Here is a 12,322-nt window from a genome sequence, read left to right as displayed (position 1 = left end):
AGGGTTAGGCCGCCTTGCCGAGCTCGGCGGCGGCGTGGGCCCCGACGGTCCAGCGGACGGCGGCCTTGGCCACGCGCTCGCCCAGCAGGCGGGCGGTTTCGCGGTCGCCGGCCGGCGGGGTGATCTCGGGCGAGGCGTTGTCCGACTGGGCGGCGACGCCGAGGAACGAGCCGACGCGGTTCAGGGTGTCCGGGCCGCGCTCGGCGGCGGTCACCCCGGGAGGGGCGAGGCCGAGATTGATCCAGTTCATGCCATGCTGGGCGGCCAGGATTGTCAGGCTCTCAAGGGCGTGGCCCTTGTCGCCGGCGAAGCTGTGCGAATTGGTGAAGCCGGCGGCCAGCTTGTCCTTCCAGGCGCCCGTGAAGAAGGCGCTGGCGGTGGCGTCGGCGAACACTTTGAACACGCCCGAGACGTCGCCCATGTAGGTCGGCGCGCCGAACACCACGGCGTCGGCCAGGGTGATCTGCTCGATCAGCGGCGCGAAGTCCTGGGCGGCGTTCTCGATCTTCAGCAGCACCGGGGTCTGGCCGGCGTCACGAACGCCTTCGGCGACCTTGTCGGCGAGGACGGCGGTGTGGCCGTAGCCGGAATGATAGACGATGGCGACGGTGGTCATTGGAAATCCCTCTGGATCAGGAACTGAACCTGTAGCGATTACGTAATGCGCCGGAACGCGGCCGCCAGGGGATCGGCAACAAGATGTGGTGCAATTTTTCTAGGGGCCGGTTTCAGCGCGGCTGAACGCCAAGCCTCGTAGCGCTAGGCGACCGCCGCGCTCTTGTGCGCGCCGTTCAGCAGATCGGCGACGGTGATCTGGGCCAGGCGCTGGTGCGCCGCGTGGCCGGCGGCGTCGATGGCGGCGCGAACCGCGTCGGGGATCTTCTCGCCGACCGGGCAGCCCTTGACGCCCTTGGGCGCGACGCCGAGGTGGGCGCAGCCGTTCACGGCCTTCAGCACGACGTCGAGGGTGATCGAATCGGCCGGCTTCAGCAGCCAGGCCCCGCCGTTGGCGCCGGCGCGGGCGCCGATCAGCCCCGCCTTGCCCAGCATGGCGGTGACGCGGCGAACCACGACCGGATTGGTCGGGACCGAGGCCGCGAGCTCGGCGCTGGCCACGGCGCGGTCAGCCGAAAACGCCTCCTTGTGCGCCAAATAGGCTAGGGCGTGGGCCGCAACGGGGAATTTCTGACTGTCCGACATGTCGCCTGGGAACGTAAGGTTGTCGCTCGCGCGTTCAACTGAAAACTGTTTCATCTCCGTAACGAAGCGGGAAGGCGACGTTGGGGGACGATTGAACCCGTCGCGGATTGGGTGTATCGCGCCGCGCTTGACCGATATGGGTCGGCCCACAGCGTTTTGCGAGGGCGGCCCGGAGGGATTGAATGGCTTCCGAAGCCTCCAGCGCGTCCGCCAACGACTGCGCACCCGCGACGACCGACATTCCGCAACAGGACGGAGCCCCGCCAAATGGGCATGGCGGCGGCAATGGCCACGGCCATGGCGACGCGAAGGGACATGGTTTTATCGCCCTGGCGCTAGGCTCGATCGGCGTGGTGTTCGGCGATATCGGCACCAGTCCGCTCTACGCCCTGCGTGAAGCCCTGGCCCATTCGCGCAGCACCACGGCGACCGAGCACGCGGTGCTGGGCGTGGTCTCGCTGGTCCTGTGGACCATGACCCTGTTCGTGACGATCAAGTACGTCATCTTCTTCATGCGGGCCGACAACAAGGGCGAGGGCGGCACCCTGGCCCTGATGGCCCTGGCCCAGAAGGCGCTGGGCAAGACCGGCCGCAAACGGTCGATGGCGATCTTCTTCCTGGGCGTGGTCGGCGCGGCGCTGTTCTATGGCGACGGGATCATCACCCCCGCCATTTCGGTGCTGTCGGCGGTCGAGGGCCTGAAGGACGCGCCGGGCGTCGGCCACGTCTTCGCGCCCTACATCCTGCCGATCTCGGCCGGGATCCTGATCCTGCTGTTCGCCGTCCAGGCCAAGGGCACCCATCGGATGGCCTCGCTGTTCGGCCCGTTCACGGCGGTGTGGTTCCTGATCCTGGGCGCCCTGGGCGCCTGGCACCTGGCCGACGACCTGTCGATCCTGCGCGCCTTCAATCCCTGGTACGGCCTGCGCTTCCTGTTCGAGAACGGGTTCCTGGGCTTCGTGATCCTGGGCAGCGTCTTCCTGGTGGTGACCGGGGCCGAGGCGCTCTACGCCGATATGGGCCACTTCGGAAAGCGCCCGATCCAGGCCTCGTGGCTGTGCCTCGTTTTCCCCTGCCTGGCCCTGAACTATCTGGGCCAGGGCTCGCTGGTGCTGGACCACCCGGCCGCCCGCCACAATCCGTTCTGGGAGATGGTGCCCGGCTTCGCCTACTGGCCGGTGCTGATCATGGCCACCGTCGCCACCGTCATCGCCAGCCAGGCGGTGATCACCGGGGCCTTCTCGATGACCCAGCAGGCGGTGCAGCTGGGCCTGCTGCCGCGCATCGAGATCAAGCGCACGTCCGAGACCCAGGCCGGCCAGATCTTCGTGCCGGCCGTGAACCAGTTCCTGCTGATCGGCGTGCTGGTGCTGCTGTTCGCGTTCCGCAGCTCGCACAAGCTGGCCAGCGCCTATGGCATCGCCGTCACCGGCGCGATGTTCGTCGACACCCTGCTGGCCTATGTCGTCATCCGCCGCGTGTGGAAGTGGCCCCTGTGGCAGACCGGTCTGCTGCTGGTTCCGCTGGCGGCGCTGGACATGGTGTTCATCGCCTCGAACATGCTGAAGATCCCCGACGGCGCCTGGCTGCCGCTGGTGTTCGGCGCGGTGCTGGTGCTGATCATGTGGACCTGGACCCGAGGGGCCAACATTCTCACCGCCAAGACCCGGCGCGACAGCGTGCCCCTGGTTGACCTGATGGAGATCCTGCGCGCCCGCGCCCCGCACCGCGCGCCCGGCACGGCGATCTTCCTGACCTCGGATCCCGAGATGACTCCGGTCGCCCTGATGCACAACCTCAAGCACAACAAGGTGCTGCACGAGCGCAACGTCATCCTGACCGTCCGCACCACCGAGACGCCGCGCGTCCGCGAAGAGGACCGGGTGCTGATCGAGAAGGTCAACGACGACTTCAAGAAGGTCATCGTCAACTACGGCTTCATGGAAAGTCCGAACATTCCCAAGGCCCTGGCCGTGTGCCGCAAGCAGGGGCTGAAGTTCGACATCATGGCCACCAGCTTCTTCCTGGGCCGGCGCTCGATCGTGCCGTCGGCCAACAGCGGCATGCCGCTGTGGCAGGACAGGCTGTTCATCTACCTGATGAAGAACGCCGCCAACCCGACCGACTTCTTCAAGATCCCGCCCGGCCGCGTGGTCGAGCTGGGCGCCCAGGTCACGGTGTAGCGTGCACGTCGCTCTCTGCGTGGCCTGGGTCGTTGCGACGGCCATCGCGATTGCGCTCGCGGGCTCGGCCTGGCGCGGCAGTCGCCCGTTCGACGTGATCCGCGTGAATCGTCGGTTCGGCTTCGAGCAGGTTCATTCACGCTGGATGGTCTGGCTTCCGACGGTCATGCTGGCCCTCTTCGGCATAGCCCTGACTTCCAATGCTTCGACGAGACCGACGATCGCGGCCTTCCTGCTCTTCTGGCTCGTCGTGGCCGTCGCCATCAGCGTGCAATACGCGCGAGCCTTGAAGCGCTCGCGCCGGAGCGACCACGGATGAACGACCTCCTCCGCATCCTCGGCGACGGCCTCTCCATCGCCGCCCTGGCCATCATCGCCGCCACCGCCCAGGGGGCGTGGAAGCGCATCCCCAAGGGCATCGCCGTCCCCATGCTGTGGGACCACACCGGCGAACCCAGCGCCCGCGCGCCCAAGGCCGTGGGCCTGCTGGCCATCCCGGTCGTGGCGATCGCCGTCCTGCTGTCGTTCACCCTGACCCAGGCGACCTTCACCGACGATCCGACCCGGGCGATCATCATCTTCCTGGTCCGCGCCACCCTCGCCGCCAGCCTGGCCTTGAGCCAGCTGTTCCACCTGCGCTTCGTCATCAGGACGTTGCAGGACGAAGGTCAGCTCTAGCCGAGCTCATTAGCGCTTGACCCGCGCGCCCTGATCCCGTTGAAGGCGCGCGACTTTGTGTTTCTCTCCGAAAGGACCCGCTCGTGGCTGACAAGTCCGTGAAAAAGGTCGTGCTCGCCTATTCGGGCGGCCTCGACACCTCGATCATCCTCAAGTGGTTGCAGACCGAGTACGGCGCCGAGGTCGTGACCTTCACGGCCGACCTGGGCCAAGGCGAGGAAATCGAGCCGGCGCGCGCCAAGGCGCTGGCCGCCGGCGTCAAGCCCGAGAATATCTTCATCGAGGACGTGCGCGAGGAGTTCGTGCGCGACTACGTGTTCCCGATGTTCCGGGCCAACACAGTCTATGAGGGCCAGTATCTGCTGGGCACCTCGATCGCCCGGCCGCTGATCGCCAAGAAGCAGATCGAGATCGCCCGCAAGACCGGCGCCGACGCCGTCAGCCACGGCGCGACCGGCAAGGGCAACGATCAGGTCCGCTTCGAGCTCGGCTACTACGGCCTCGAGCCCGACATCACCGTGATCGCCCCGTGGCGCGAGTGGGACTTCAAGTCGCGCGAGGCCCTGCTGGAGTTCGCCGAGCAGCACCAGATCCAGATCACCAAGGACAAGCGCGGCGAGGCCCCGTTCAGCGTCGACGCCAACCTGCTGCACTCCTCGTCGGAAGGTAAGGTCCTGGAGGATCCGGCGGTCGAGGCTCCCGAGTTCGTCCACATGCGCACCATCGCGCCGGAAGACGCGCCGGACACCCCGCACATCTTCACCATCGACTTCGAGAAGGGCGATCCGGTCGCCATCGACGGCGTGGCCCTGTCGCCGGCCGCCCTGCTGACCAAGCTGAACGAGCTGGGCCGCGACAATGGCGTCGGTCGCCTGGACCTGGTCGAGAACCGCTTCGTCGGCATGAAGTCGCGCGGCGTCTACGAGACCCCGGGCGGCACCATCCTGCTGGCCGCCCACCGCGGCATCGAGAGCATCACGCTGGACCGCGGCGCCATGCACCTGAAGGACGAGCTGATGCCGAAGTACGCATCGCTGGTCTACAACGGCTTCTGGTTCTCGCCGGAGCGCGAGATGCTGCAGGCCGCCATCGACTACAGCCAGGACAAGGTCACCGGCCGCGTTCGCGTGAAGCTGTACAAGGGCAACGTCTCGGTCATCGGCCGTGAGAGCCCCTACAGCCTGTACGACCAAGATCTGGTCACCTTCGAGGAAGGCAAGGTCGCCTACGACCACCGCGACGCCGGCGGCTTCATCAAGCTGAACGCCCTGCGCCTGCGCGTGCTGGCCAAGCGCGACAAGCGGGGCTAGGCCTTCCGCATCGCCCGACGAGGACGCCCCGGCCGATGGTCGGGGCGTTTTTCGTTTCAGACCCTGTTGTAGGGATAACGGTCGCGAATCATCCGCTGGAAGAACCGCCCTTTCGACGGCGCGCGGAAGAACGCCTTGCCGACCCGTTCGGGCACGCCGACATAGACGTATTCGTCGCCGTCCTGAAACGTGACGAACAGCTTGCCGTGTTCGGGGCTGTAGTCGATCTCTCGGATCGCCGTGGATTCCACCTGCATGGCCTGACGCCTCCGCGGGACAGGGATCAATCTCCCTAGAGAGCGATCTCGCCGCTCGCCGGTTCCCATGTCGCGGTCCTTGCGCCGTCAGGGATAGACGCGGAGCCGAACGCCTCTACGGTGCGTTCGGCTCAACGGCGCCGCTTCGAGCGCCCGGCCAGGGAGAACAAAACGCCCATGCATCAGTCCCACGCGCTCGTGGCCATCGTCACGCTGGTGTCGCTGCTGGTCTATTTCTGGATGATCTTCCGGATCGGTGGCGCGCGGCGCAGGACCGGGATCGACGCCCCCGCCATGACCGGCCACCCGGAGCTTGAGCGGCACCTGCGCATTCAGGCCAATACCGTCGAGTGGCTGGTTATCTACCTGCCCTCACTGTGGCTGTTCGCCGTCTACTGGAACGACCTGGTCGCCGCCGGCCTGGGGGTCGTCTGGATGATCGGCCGAATTCTCTACGCCCTGGGCTACGCGGCCGATCCCAAGAAGCGCGAGGTCGGCTTCATCATCCAGGCCCTGGCGACCGCCGTGTTGCTGTTCGGCGCCCTGGGCCGAGCGATCTACATCCTGATCGTGATCGGCAACTAGCTCGGCCGTGGCGCGGAGCCTATATCCGCGCCATGGACCACCTGCCCGTCGATCCCGCCCGCTACGGCGCCTTCCTGGTCGCCATGTTCGTCATGGCCATCACGCCCGGCCCGGCCAACCTGTTCGCCATCGCCACCGGCATGGAGCGCGGCAAGGGCGCGGCATTGATCAGCGTGCTTGGCATGAACACCGCCACCCTGGTCTGGTTCACCGGCTCGGCCTTGGGCCTGGGCGCGCTGATCATCGCCTTTCCGAAGGCGTTCCACGTCCTGGCCCTGGCCGGCGCGGCCTATCTGGTCTGGCTGGGGCTGAAGTCGCTGTGGGCGGGGATCAAGAACGTCGAAAGCCATGCCTCGGCCACCGTCCGGGCCGGACGCTCGGCCTTTTTCGACGGCTTCACGGTCCAGATCGCCAACCCGAAGATCCTGCTGTTCTTCTCGGCCGTGCTGCCGCCGTTCCTGGACGTCGAGCGACCGCTGGCCCCGCAGCTGATCATGTTCGCCTGCGCCACCATCGGCATGGACCTGATCAGCATGTCCAGCTACGGCCTGGGCGGGGCGGCGCTGTCCACGCGCATGAACGAGCCAGGTTTTCGCCGAGGATTCGCGATCCTGGTCGGCGTTCTTTTGATCACGGCGGCCGTACTGATCGTATCCAGAGGCTGAGTGATTTCAGGCCTGTATCAAACTGCGCCTTGGCGAAACCACAAAGCCCCGTCAGAGTTGATTCTAACACCGAGGACTCCGCTTGAAGGAGCAAGTCATGTTCATGAAAAAGGCCGCCATCGCCGCCGCGCTCGCGGTCGCCGTCGGGCTGGTGTCCGCCTGCGCCACCCCGACACCTTACCAGCCGCGCGTCACGTCCGGCTCGGTCACCGGCGGGTTCTCCGAGCAGCGCCTGGAAGCCGACCGCTATCGCGTCAGCTTCGCCGGCAACAGCCTGACCTCGCGCGAGACCGTCGAGCGCTATCTGCTTTATCGATCGGCCGAGCTGACCGTGCAGCAGGGCTATGACTGGTTCGAGACCGCCGACCACCGCACCGACCGCACGGCCCGCAGCTATGTCGAGCCCGACCCGTTCATGCGTCCTGGCTTCGGCTTCGGATATCCGTACGGCTACTGGCGCCCGTCGTGGCGCTACTACGGCGGCGGCTATGGCTGGCGCACCTGGGACCCCTTCTGGGGTGACCCCTTCTTCGCCGACCGCGCCCAGATCCGCACCGTCGAGAAGTTCGAGGCGGGGGCCGAGATCGTGATGCACAAGGGCAAGAAGCCGGAAGGCGACCCGCGCGCCTACGACGCCCGCGAGATCATGGCCAACCTGGCCAGCACGATCGTGCGGCCGGAAGTGAAGTAGGGAAAGATGCTCCCCCGCGAGGCGGGGGAGCTGTCGCGGAGCGACTGAGGGGCGAGCTGGACGCAAGCCGCATTAGCCCCCTCCGGCCCTCTGGGCCACCTCCCCCGCAATGCGGGGGAGGATCTGGGGGCTAGCGCGGCGGCATGCGGATGCCGCCGTCCAGGCGCACGTCCTCGCCGTTGAAATAGCCGCAGGTGATCATGGTCAGCGCCAGCTGGGCGTATTCCTCGGGACGGCCGAAGCGCTTGGGGAATGGCACGCTGGCGGCCAGCGCAGCCTTCACGTTGTCGGGCGCGCCGTTCATCAGCGGCGTGTTGAAAATGCCCGGCAGGATGGTGTTGACGCGGATGCCGTCATTCATCAGGTCGCGGGCGATCGGCAGGGTCATACCGATGACGCCGCCCTTCGAGGCCGAATAGGCGGCCTGGCCGATCTGGCCGTCCTCGCCGGCGACGCTGGCGGTGTTGACGATCGCCCCCCGCTCGCCGTCTTCCAGCGGCGCGAGGTCCAGCATGCCCTTGGCCGACTTGGCGATGCAGCGGAACGTGCCGACCAGGTTGATCTGGATGATCTTGTCGAAGGCGTCGAGCGGGAAGTGCTTGGTCTCGCCGGTGGCCTTGTCGCGGCTGGCGGTCTTGATCGCGTTGCCCGTGCCGGCGCAGTTGACCAGCACCCGCTCCTGGCCATGGGCCGCGCGGGCCTTCTCGAAGCCGGCGTCGACGTCGGCGTCGCTGGTCACATTGACCTTGCAGAACACGCCGCCGATCTCGTCGGCGACCGTCTGGCCGGCCGCCTCGTTCATGTCGAAGATGGCGACCTTGACACCCTGGGCGGCCAGGGCGCGGGCGGTGGCCTCGCCGAGGCCCGAGGCGCCCCCCGTGACGACGGCGGCGACGGAGTTGTCGAGTTTCATGGACGTTTCCCCAAAGTTTGCGTTTAGGATCGGCTTTAGCAGGAAGGTTTAGACCCATGAGCCGTGACGCCAAACCGTCCCCCGACGTCAACGTCAACAAGGTGCTGGATCCGGCCAAGGCGCTGGTCCCGGCCACGGTGCGGGTCAACGAGGAACGGGTGAAGCGCGGCTTCCTGCCCAAGATCCGCCGGGTGGCCGCCAGGGTGCCGTTCGCCTCGGACGCCCTGTCGGTCTGGTGGTGCGCCCGCGATCCCGAAACCCCGACGGCGGCCAAGGGCATGATGCTGGCGGCGTTGGCCTATTTCGTCCTGCCCACCGACGCGATCCCGGACATCCTGCCGGCCATCGGCTTCACCGACGACGCGGCGGTGTTCGCGGCCTTGGTCGCCATCCTCGGCAAGACCTTGAAGCCCCGCCACAAGGAGGCTGCGCAAGCCTTCCTGCAGCGCCTTTCCGATGACGCCTGAGGCGTTCTCGATCGAACTTGGATTGTGGGCGGTCGCGGCGGGCAGCGCCCTCGCCTACGGCCTGGTGTTTGTCGAGCAATCGCCCTCGATCTCGCGAACGATCGTCAAGACGGCCTCTGTCGCGGCCCTGGCCGTGCTGGCCTATCTGGACGGCGGTTCGGTGCTGCTGGCCGTCGCCCTGGCTTTCTGCGCCCTGGGCGACGCCTTCCTGGCCGGCGATCCCAAGCGCTGGCTGCCGCTGGGTCTGGCCGCCTTCCTGGTCGGCCATCTGGTCTACATCCCGCTGTTCCTGGAGCGCGCCGGCGCGCCGCCGACCTGGTTCTGGCCCGCCGCCGGCGCGGTCGGCGCGGCCGCCGGCCTGATACTGCGCGCCCTGTGGGGATCGCTGGGCAAGCTGCGCATCCCGGTCGTCGTCTACGTTCTGGCCATTGTCGGCATGGTGGTTTCCAGCCTGCTGCTGCCCACGCGCGCCTGGCCGACCACCGTCGGGGCGCTGGCTTTCATGGCCTCCGACGCCATCCTCTCGTTCGACCTGTTCAAGAACGCCAAGCTGCTTGGCTCGCCGCGTCTGACCGCCTGGGCCGTCTGGGCCCTCTACTGGGGCGCCCAGGCCAGCATCTGCCATGGCATGCTGAGCTGACCTCAACCTGGAGACCGCCATGCCCGCCCTGCTGCTCGCCGCCGCCATCGCCAGCCTTGGGGGCGCCAGCCTTGGGCTCGCCGCGACCCCGCCGGCCGATCCGGAGGACAAGGCGGTCCTCGCCGTGGCTCAGGCCTTCTTCGACGGCATGGCCGCCGCCAGCCCCGAGGCCATGCGCGCTACCGTCCTGCCCAACGCCCAGTTCATGGGCGTGCGCACTCAGGCCGACGGGACCATCAAGGTCAGCCGCGTGGCTTTCGAGGACAGCTTCGGCAAGCACATGGATCCGGGGATCAAGGAGTGGATCTGGTCGCCGGTGATCATTCGCCGCGGCGCCCTGGCCACGATCAGCGCGCCCTACGAGGTCTCCAAGGACGGCAAGACCCTGCATTGCGGGGTCGACGTCTTCACGCTGGTGAAGGCGGACGGGGCGAAGAACGACGGGGCCTGGAAGATCGCCAGCATCAGCTGGACGGCCGAACCTGGCGCCTGCCCGGAGCTGCGGAAGCTCTAGCCGGCTACCCCACTCGGAAGCGCAGCACCGCGCCGTCCCACAGGCCGTCGCGATGGTCTTCCTCGACAATGTCCCGCACGCCCGGATAGCTGGCCGCGGCCGTGCGCCAGAACGCCAAGGCCCCGATGTTGCGGCGGACCACGGCCGCCTCCCAGACGCCCCACGCGGTTCCGAACAGGGCGTGGGCCGCGGCCTGGCCGACGCCGCGTCGCCGGTGTTTGCGGACGACGAAGAACTCGGCCACCGCCCGATCGACCGGCGTCTCGGAATGGGCGACATCGTTGACCAAGGCGAAGCCGACCGGCAGGCCGCCCAACCGGAACAGCCACGGCTCGCGCGACGGATCCGACCAGTAGGTCTCCAGCAGCGGATAGTCCGAGAACCGCCCGTCGGGACCCAGCTCGCCCTCGACCTCGCGGTCGAACCACAGCTCCGAGAAGTCGTGGATATAGAACTGCATAAGGTTGGCGATGATCGGCGCCTCGTCGGCGCGAGCCCGGCTGACGACGAGGTCGGCGCTCACCAGTAGCGTTCCATGATCGCTCGGGCCCAGTCGGGCTCGCGATGCGGGCCGCGCGGCGCGAAGCCGCTCATCACCGGCTTGATGTCGAGAACCGGCGTGCCGTCGATGGCGTCCAGGCCCAGGACCTCCAGCACGCGGCCGTTCACGGCAAGGATCTCGCAGACCGTCACGCCGATTCGATTGGGCCGATTCTTGCCGCGCTGAGCGAAGATGCCGACGCGCGGCCATGCCGGGTTGCCGCGCGGATGGCGGGCGCCGGTGACGACCTGATCGTCGGTGACCTTGTCGAACACATAGACCACCTCGGCGTGGCTGAAGGTTTCCAGGCCCATCAGCGCCTCATCGTCGAACCGCTCGGCGTCGAGCACGATCCGAGCGCGGCTGCCGCCCCAGTCGTCGTCCTCGGGGACGGCGCGGCCGCCCTCGACGCGTCCGATCGGGGTCATGGCGATCGTCATGTGATTTTCTCCGTGTGCGACAGGTTGTCGCGGACAAACTACGCCTTAAGTTGGCGCCATGATCGAAGCCCTGCTCCGTAAAATGATCAAGACCGGCGACCTCACGGCGCATCTGCCCGGAGGGCGCGTCGTCAAGACCGGGGACGGCACGGGACCGCCCGTGGTGATTCGGATCAACAGCCGCGGTCTGCGCCGGCTGGCCAATCCGAGTCTGGGCCTCGGCGAAGCCTATATGGAAGAGGACGTCGTCTTCGAGCAGGGGACCCTGCCCCAGCTGCTGGAGATCGTCGGCGAGAGCGGTGGCCGCAAACCCAAGCGCGGCTCGGCCTTCACCCGTTTCCGCAAAGCCGTGAAGCGGCGCGTCCAGCAGGTCAACGGCCGGGTCGCCTCGCGCCGCAACGTCGCCCATCACTACGACCTGTCGAACGACCTCTACCGGCGCTTCCTCGACACCGACATGCAGTACAGCTGCGCCTATTTCGAGCGTCCGGACATGACGCTGGAGGAGGCTCAGGCCGCCAAGAAGGCCCTGATCGGCCGCAAGCTGCTGATCGAGCCGGGCATGAAGACCCTGGACATCGGCTCGGGCTGGGGCGGCCTCTCCATGACCCTGGCCAAGGACTTCGGGGCCCGGATGACGGGCGTGACCCTGTCGACCGAGCAGCTGGCCCTGGCGACCGAGCGCGTCGAGAAGGCCGGGCTGTCGGACAAGGTCCAATTCCGCCTGACCGACTACCGCGACCTGGACGAGCCGTTCGACCGCATCGTCTCGGTCGGCATGCTGGAGCATGTCGGCGCGCCGAACTTCCGGACCTATTTCGAGACCATCAATCGCCTGCTGACCGACGACGGCGTCGCCCTGGTCCACGCGATCGGCAAGATGCACGGCCCGGGGGCGACAAACGCCTTCACCCAGAAATACATCTTCCCGGGCGGCTACATCCCCGGCCTGTCGGAGGTGGTCACCGCCATCGAGCAGGCGGGCCTGTGGATCACCGACATCGAGATCCTGCGCGTGCACTACGCCGAGACCTGCCGCATCTGGCGCGAACGGTTCATGGCCGATCCGGACATCCCGCAGATGTTCGACGGCCGCTTCCGGCGGATGTGGGAGTTTTATCTGGCCGGCGCGGAGCTGGGCTTCCGGCACGGCGGCCACATGGTCTTCCAGATCCAGCTGGCCAAGAAGCGTGACGCGGCGCCGCTGACCCGGGACTATCTGCTGAAGGCCCCCTGAA

The 12,322-nt window shown here is 67.4% G+C and carries 17 protein-coding genes; 11 read left to right on the top strand and 6 right to left on the bottom strand.

Going from position 1 to position 12,322, the window contains the following annotated elements:
- Positions 1–4: 4 nt before the first annotated feature.
- The gene (locus ASC70_RS19870) at positions 5–616 is read right to left on the bottom strand and encodes a flavodoxin family protein (protein WP_056053622.1); all 612 of its coding nucleotides are present in this window, start codon (positions 614–616) and stop codon (positions 5–7) included.
- A 143-nt stretch (positions 617–759) separates the two neighbouring features.
- Positions 760–1,200 (bottom strand): Rrf2 family transcriptional regulator, encoded by a 441-nt coding sequence (locus tag ASC70_RS19865; protein ID WP_047413674.1) that lies wholly within the window; start codon positions 1,198–1,200, stop codon positions 760–762.
- Positions 1,201–1,382: 182 nt separating this feature from the next.
- Between ASC70_RS19865 and ASC70_RS19860 the strand changes: the two genes are divergently transcribed.
- From ASC70_RS19860 to ASC70_RS19845, 4 genes are all read left to right on the top strand, one after another.
- Positions 1,383–3,383, top strand: coding sequence for a potassium transporter Kup (locus tag ASC70_RS19860; RefSeq protein ID WP_056053621.1), 2,001 nt, complete (start codon positions 1,383–1,385; stop codon positions 3,381–3,383).
- A gap of 1 nt (position 3,384) precedes the next feature.
- Positions 3,385–3,702 carry a hypothetical protein gene (locus tag ASC70_RS19855; protein WP_056053620.1) on the top strand — a complete coding sequence of 106 codons (318 nt, stop codon included), beginning with the start codon at positions 3,385–3,387 and terminating at the stop codon, positions 3,700–3,702.
- The gene (locus tag ASC70_RS19850; protein WP_056053618.1) at positions 3,699–4,061 is read left to right on the top strand and encodes a hypothetical protein; all 363 of its coding nucleotides are present in this window, start codon (positions 3,699–3,701) and stop codon (positions 4,059–4,061) included. The genes ASC70_RS19855 and ASC70_RS19850 overlap by 4 nt, the downstream gene beginning before the upstream one ends.
- An 83-nt stretch (positions 4,062–4,144) precedes the next feature.
- The gene (locus tag ASC70_RS19845) at positions 4,145–5,371 is read left to right on the top strand and encodes an argininosuccinate synthase (RefSeq protein WP_056053616.1); all 1,227 of its coding nucleotides are present in this window, start codon (positions 4,145–4,147) and stop codon (positions 5,369–5,371) included.
- A gap of 56 nt (positions 5,372–5,427) precedes the next feature.
- On the opposite strand, the gene ASC70_RS19840 is transcribed toward ASC70_RS19845, so the two are convergent.
- On the bottom strand, positions 5,428–5,628 hold the full coding sequence (locus ASC70_RS19840) for a KTSC domain-containing protein (protein ID WP_047413670.1): 201 nt from the start codon (positions 5,626–5,628) through the stop codon (positions 5,428–5,430).
- A gap of 177 nt (positions 5,629–5,805) precedes the next feature.
- Here ASC70_RS19840 and ASC70_RS19835 point away from each other — a divergent pair, with 177 nt between their 5' ends.
- The 3 genes from ASC70_RS19835 to ASC70_RS19825 all read left to right on the top strand — a co-directional run bounded on the left by ASC70_RS19835 (position 5,806) and on the right by ASC70_RS19825 (position 7,569).
- Positions 5,806–6,213 (top strand): MAPEG family protein, encoded by a 408-nt coding sequence (locus tag ASC70_RS19835; RefSeq protein ID WP_056053613.1) that lies wholly within the window; start codon positions 5,806–5,808, stop codon positions 6,211–6,213.
- A gap of 32 nt (positions 6,214–6,245) precedes the next feature.
- Positions 6,246–6,878, top strand: coding sequence for a LysE family translocator (locus ASC70_RS19830; RefSeq protein ID WP_056053612.1), 633 nt, complete (start codon positions 6,246–6,248; stop codon positions 6,876–6,878).
- 97 nt (positions 6,879–6,975) lie between these two features.
- Positions 6,976–7,569 carry a hypothetical protein gene (locus ASC70_RS19825; protein WP_047413667.1) on the top strand — a complete coding sequence of 198 codons (594 nt, stop codon included), beginning with the start codon at positions 6,976–6,978 and terminating at the stop codon, positions 7,567–7,569.
- 130 nt (positions 7,570–7,699) lie between these two features.
- Here ASC70_RS19825 and ASC70_RS19820 read toward each other — a convergent pair whose 3' ends face one another.
- Entirely contained in the window at positions 7,700–8,482 is a 783-nt protein-coding gene (locus tag ASC70_RS19820; protein WP_056053609.1) for an SDR family NAD(P)-dependent oxidoreductase, read from the bottom strand.
- A 56-nt stretch (positions 8,483–8,538) separates the two neighbouring features.
- Here ASC70_RS19820 and ASC70_RS19815 point away from each other — a divergent pair, with 56 nt between their 5' ends.
- From ASC70_RS19815 to ASC70_RS19805, 3 genes are read left to right on the top strand one after another with little or no spacing between them, the layout of a single operon-like run.
- Positions 8,539–8,949: a YkvA family protein gene (locus ASC70_RS19815; protein ID WP_056053605.1), complete on the top strand. Its 411-nt coding sequence runs from the start codon at positions 8,539–8,541 to the stop codon at positions 8,947–8,949.
- Entirely contained in the window at positions 8,939–9,589 is a 651-nt protein-coding gene (locus ASC70_RS19810; protein ID WP_056053602.1) for a lysoplasmalogenase, read from the top strand. Before ASC70_RS19815 ends, ASC70_RS19810 begins: the two co-directional genes overlap by 11 nt.
- Positions 9,590–9,608: 19 nt before the next feature.
- Positions 9,609–10,103 carry a hypothetical protein gene (locus tag ASC70_RS19805; RefSeq protein ID WP_056053599.1) on the top strand — a complete coding sequence of 165 codons (495 nt, stop codon included), beginning with the start codon at positions 9,609–9,611 and terminating at the stop codon, positions 10,101–10,103.
- A gap of 4 nt (positions 10,104–10,107) precedes the next feature.
- Here ASC70_RS19805 and ASC70_RS19800 read toward each other — a convergent pair whose 3' ends face one another.
- Both ASC70_RS19800 and ASC70_RS19795 read right to left on the bottom strand, forming a co-directional pair.
- Positions 10,108–10,626, bottom strand: a complete 519-nt coding sequence (locus ASC70_RS19800) for a GNAT family N-acetyltransferase (protein WP_056053597.1) — start codon at positions 10,624–10,626, stop codon at positions 10,108–10,110.
- Positions 10,623–11,084, bottom strand: a complete 462-nt coding sequence (locus ASC70_RS19795) for an SAM-dependent methyltransferase (RefSeq protein WP_056053594.1) — start codon at positions 11,082–11,084, stop codon at positions 10,623–10,625. Before ASC70_RS19795 ends, ASC70_RS19800 begins: the two co-directional genes overlap by 4 nt.
- A gap of 58 nt (positions 11,085–11,142) precedes the next feature.
- On the opposite strand from ASC70_RS19795, the gene ASC70_RS19790 reads away from it, so the two are divergent.
- Entirely contained in the window at positions 11,143–12,321 is a 1,179-nt protein-coding gene (locus ASC70_RS19790; protein ID WP_056053592.1) for a cyclopropane-fatty-acyl-phospholipid synthase family protein, read from the top strand.
- Position 12,322 lies beyond the last annotated feature (1 nt).

This window comes from Caulobacter sp. Root343, assembly GCF_001425745.1.
Lineage (GTDB): Bacteria > Pseudomonadota > Alphaproteobacteria > Caulobacterales > Caulobacteraceae > Caulobacter.
Note: the sequence above shows the minus strand (reverse complement) of the source record. Positions and strands in the feature narration are given on the sequence as shown.

What these genes read in the sequence shown, in the direction of transcription:
- ASC70_RS19870 (WP_056053622.1), bottom strand. Translation starts at nt 616, where the DNA reads ATGACCACCGTCGCCATCGTCTATCATTCCGGCTACGGCCACACCGCC.
- ASC70_RS19865 (WP_047413674.1), bottom strand. Translation starts at nt 1,200, where the DNA reads ATGTCGGACAGTCAGAAATTCCCCGTTGCGGCCCACGCCCTAGCCTAT.
- ASC70_RS19860 (WP_056053621.1), top strand. Translation starts at nt 1,383, where the DNA reads ATGGCTTCCGAAGCCTCCAGCGCGTCCGCCAACGACTGCGCACCCGCG.
- ASC70_RS19850 (WP_056053618.1), top strand. Translation starts at nt 3,699, where the DNA reads ATGAACGACCTCCTCCGCATCCTCGGCGACGGCCTCTCCATCGCCGCC.
- ASC70_RS19840 (WP_047413670.1), bottom strand. Translation starts at nt 5,628, where the DNA reads ATGCAGGTGGAATCCACGGCGATCCGAGAGATCGACTACAGCCCCGAA.
- ASC70_RS19835 (WP_056053613.1), top strand. Translation starts at nt 5,806, where the DNA reads ATGCATCAGTCCCACGCGCTCGTGGCCATCGTCACGCTGGTGTCGCTG.
- ASC70_RS19830 (WP_056053612.1), top strand. Translation starts at nt 6,246, where the DNA reads ATGGACCACCTGCCCGTCGATCCCGCCCGCTACGGCGCCTTCCTGGTC.
- ASC70_RS19825 (WP_047413667.1), top strand. Translation starts at nt 6,976, where the DNA reads ATGTTCATGAAAAAGGCCGCCATCGCCGCCGCGCTCGCGGTCGCCGTC.
- ASC70_RS19820 (WP_056053609.1), bottom strand. Translation starts at nt 8,482, where the DNA reads ATGAAACTCGACAACTCCGTCGCCGCCGTCGTCACGGGGGGCGCCTCG.
- ASC70_RS19815 (WP_056053605.1), top strand. Translation starts at nt 8,539, where the DNA reads ATGAGCCGTGACGCCAAACCGTCCCCCGACGTCAACGTCAACAAGGTG.
- ASC70_RS19810 (WP_056053602.1), top strand. Translation starts at nt 8,939, where the DNA reads ATGACGCCTGAGGCGTTCTCGATCGAACTTGGATTGTGGGCGGTCGCG.
- ASC70_RS19805 (WP_056053599.1), top strand. Translation starts at nt 9,609, where the DNA reads ATGCCCGCCCTGCTGCTCGCCGCCGCCATCGCCAGCCTTGGGGGCGCC.
- ASC70_RS19795 (WP_056053594.1), bottom strand. Translation starts at nt 11,084, where the DNA reads ATGACGATCGCCATGACCCCGATCGGACGCGTCGAGGGCGGCCGCGCC.
- ASC70_RS19790 (WP_056053592.1), top strand. Translation starts at nt 11,143, where the DNA reads ATGATCGAAGCCCTGCTCCGTAAAATGATCAAGACCGGCGACCTCACG.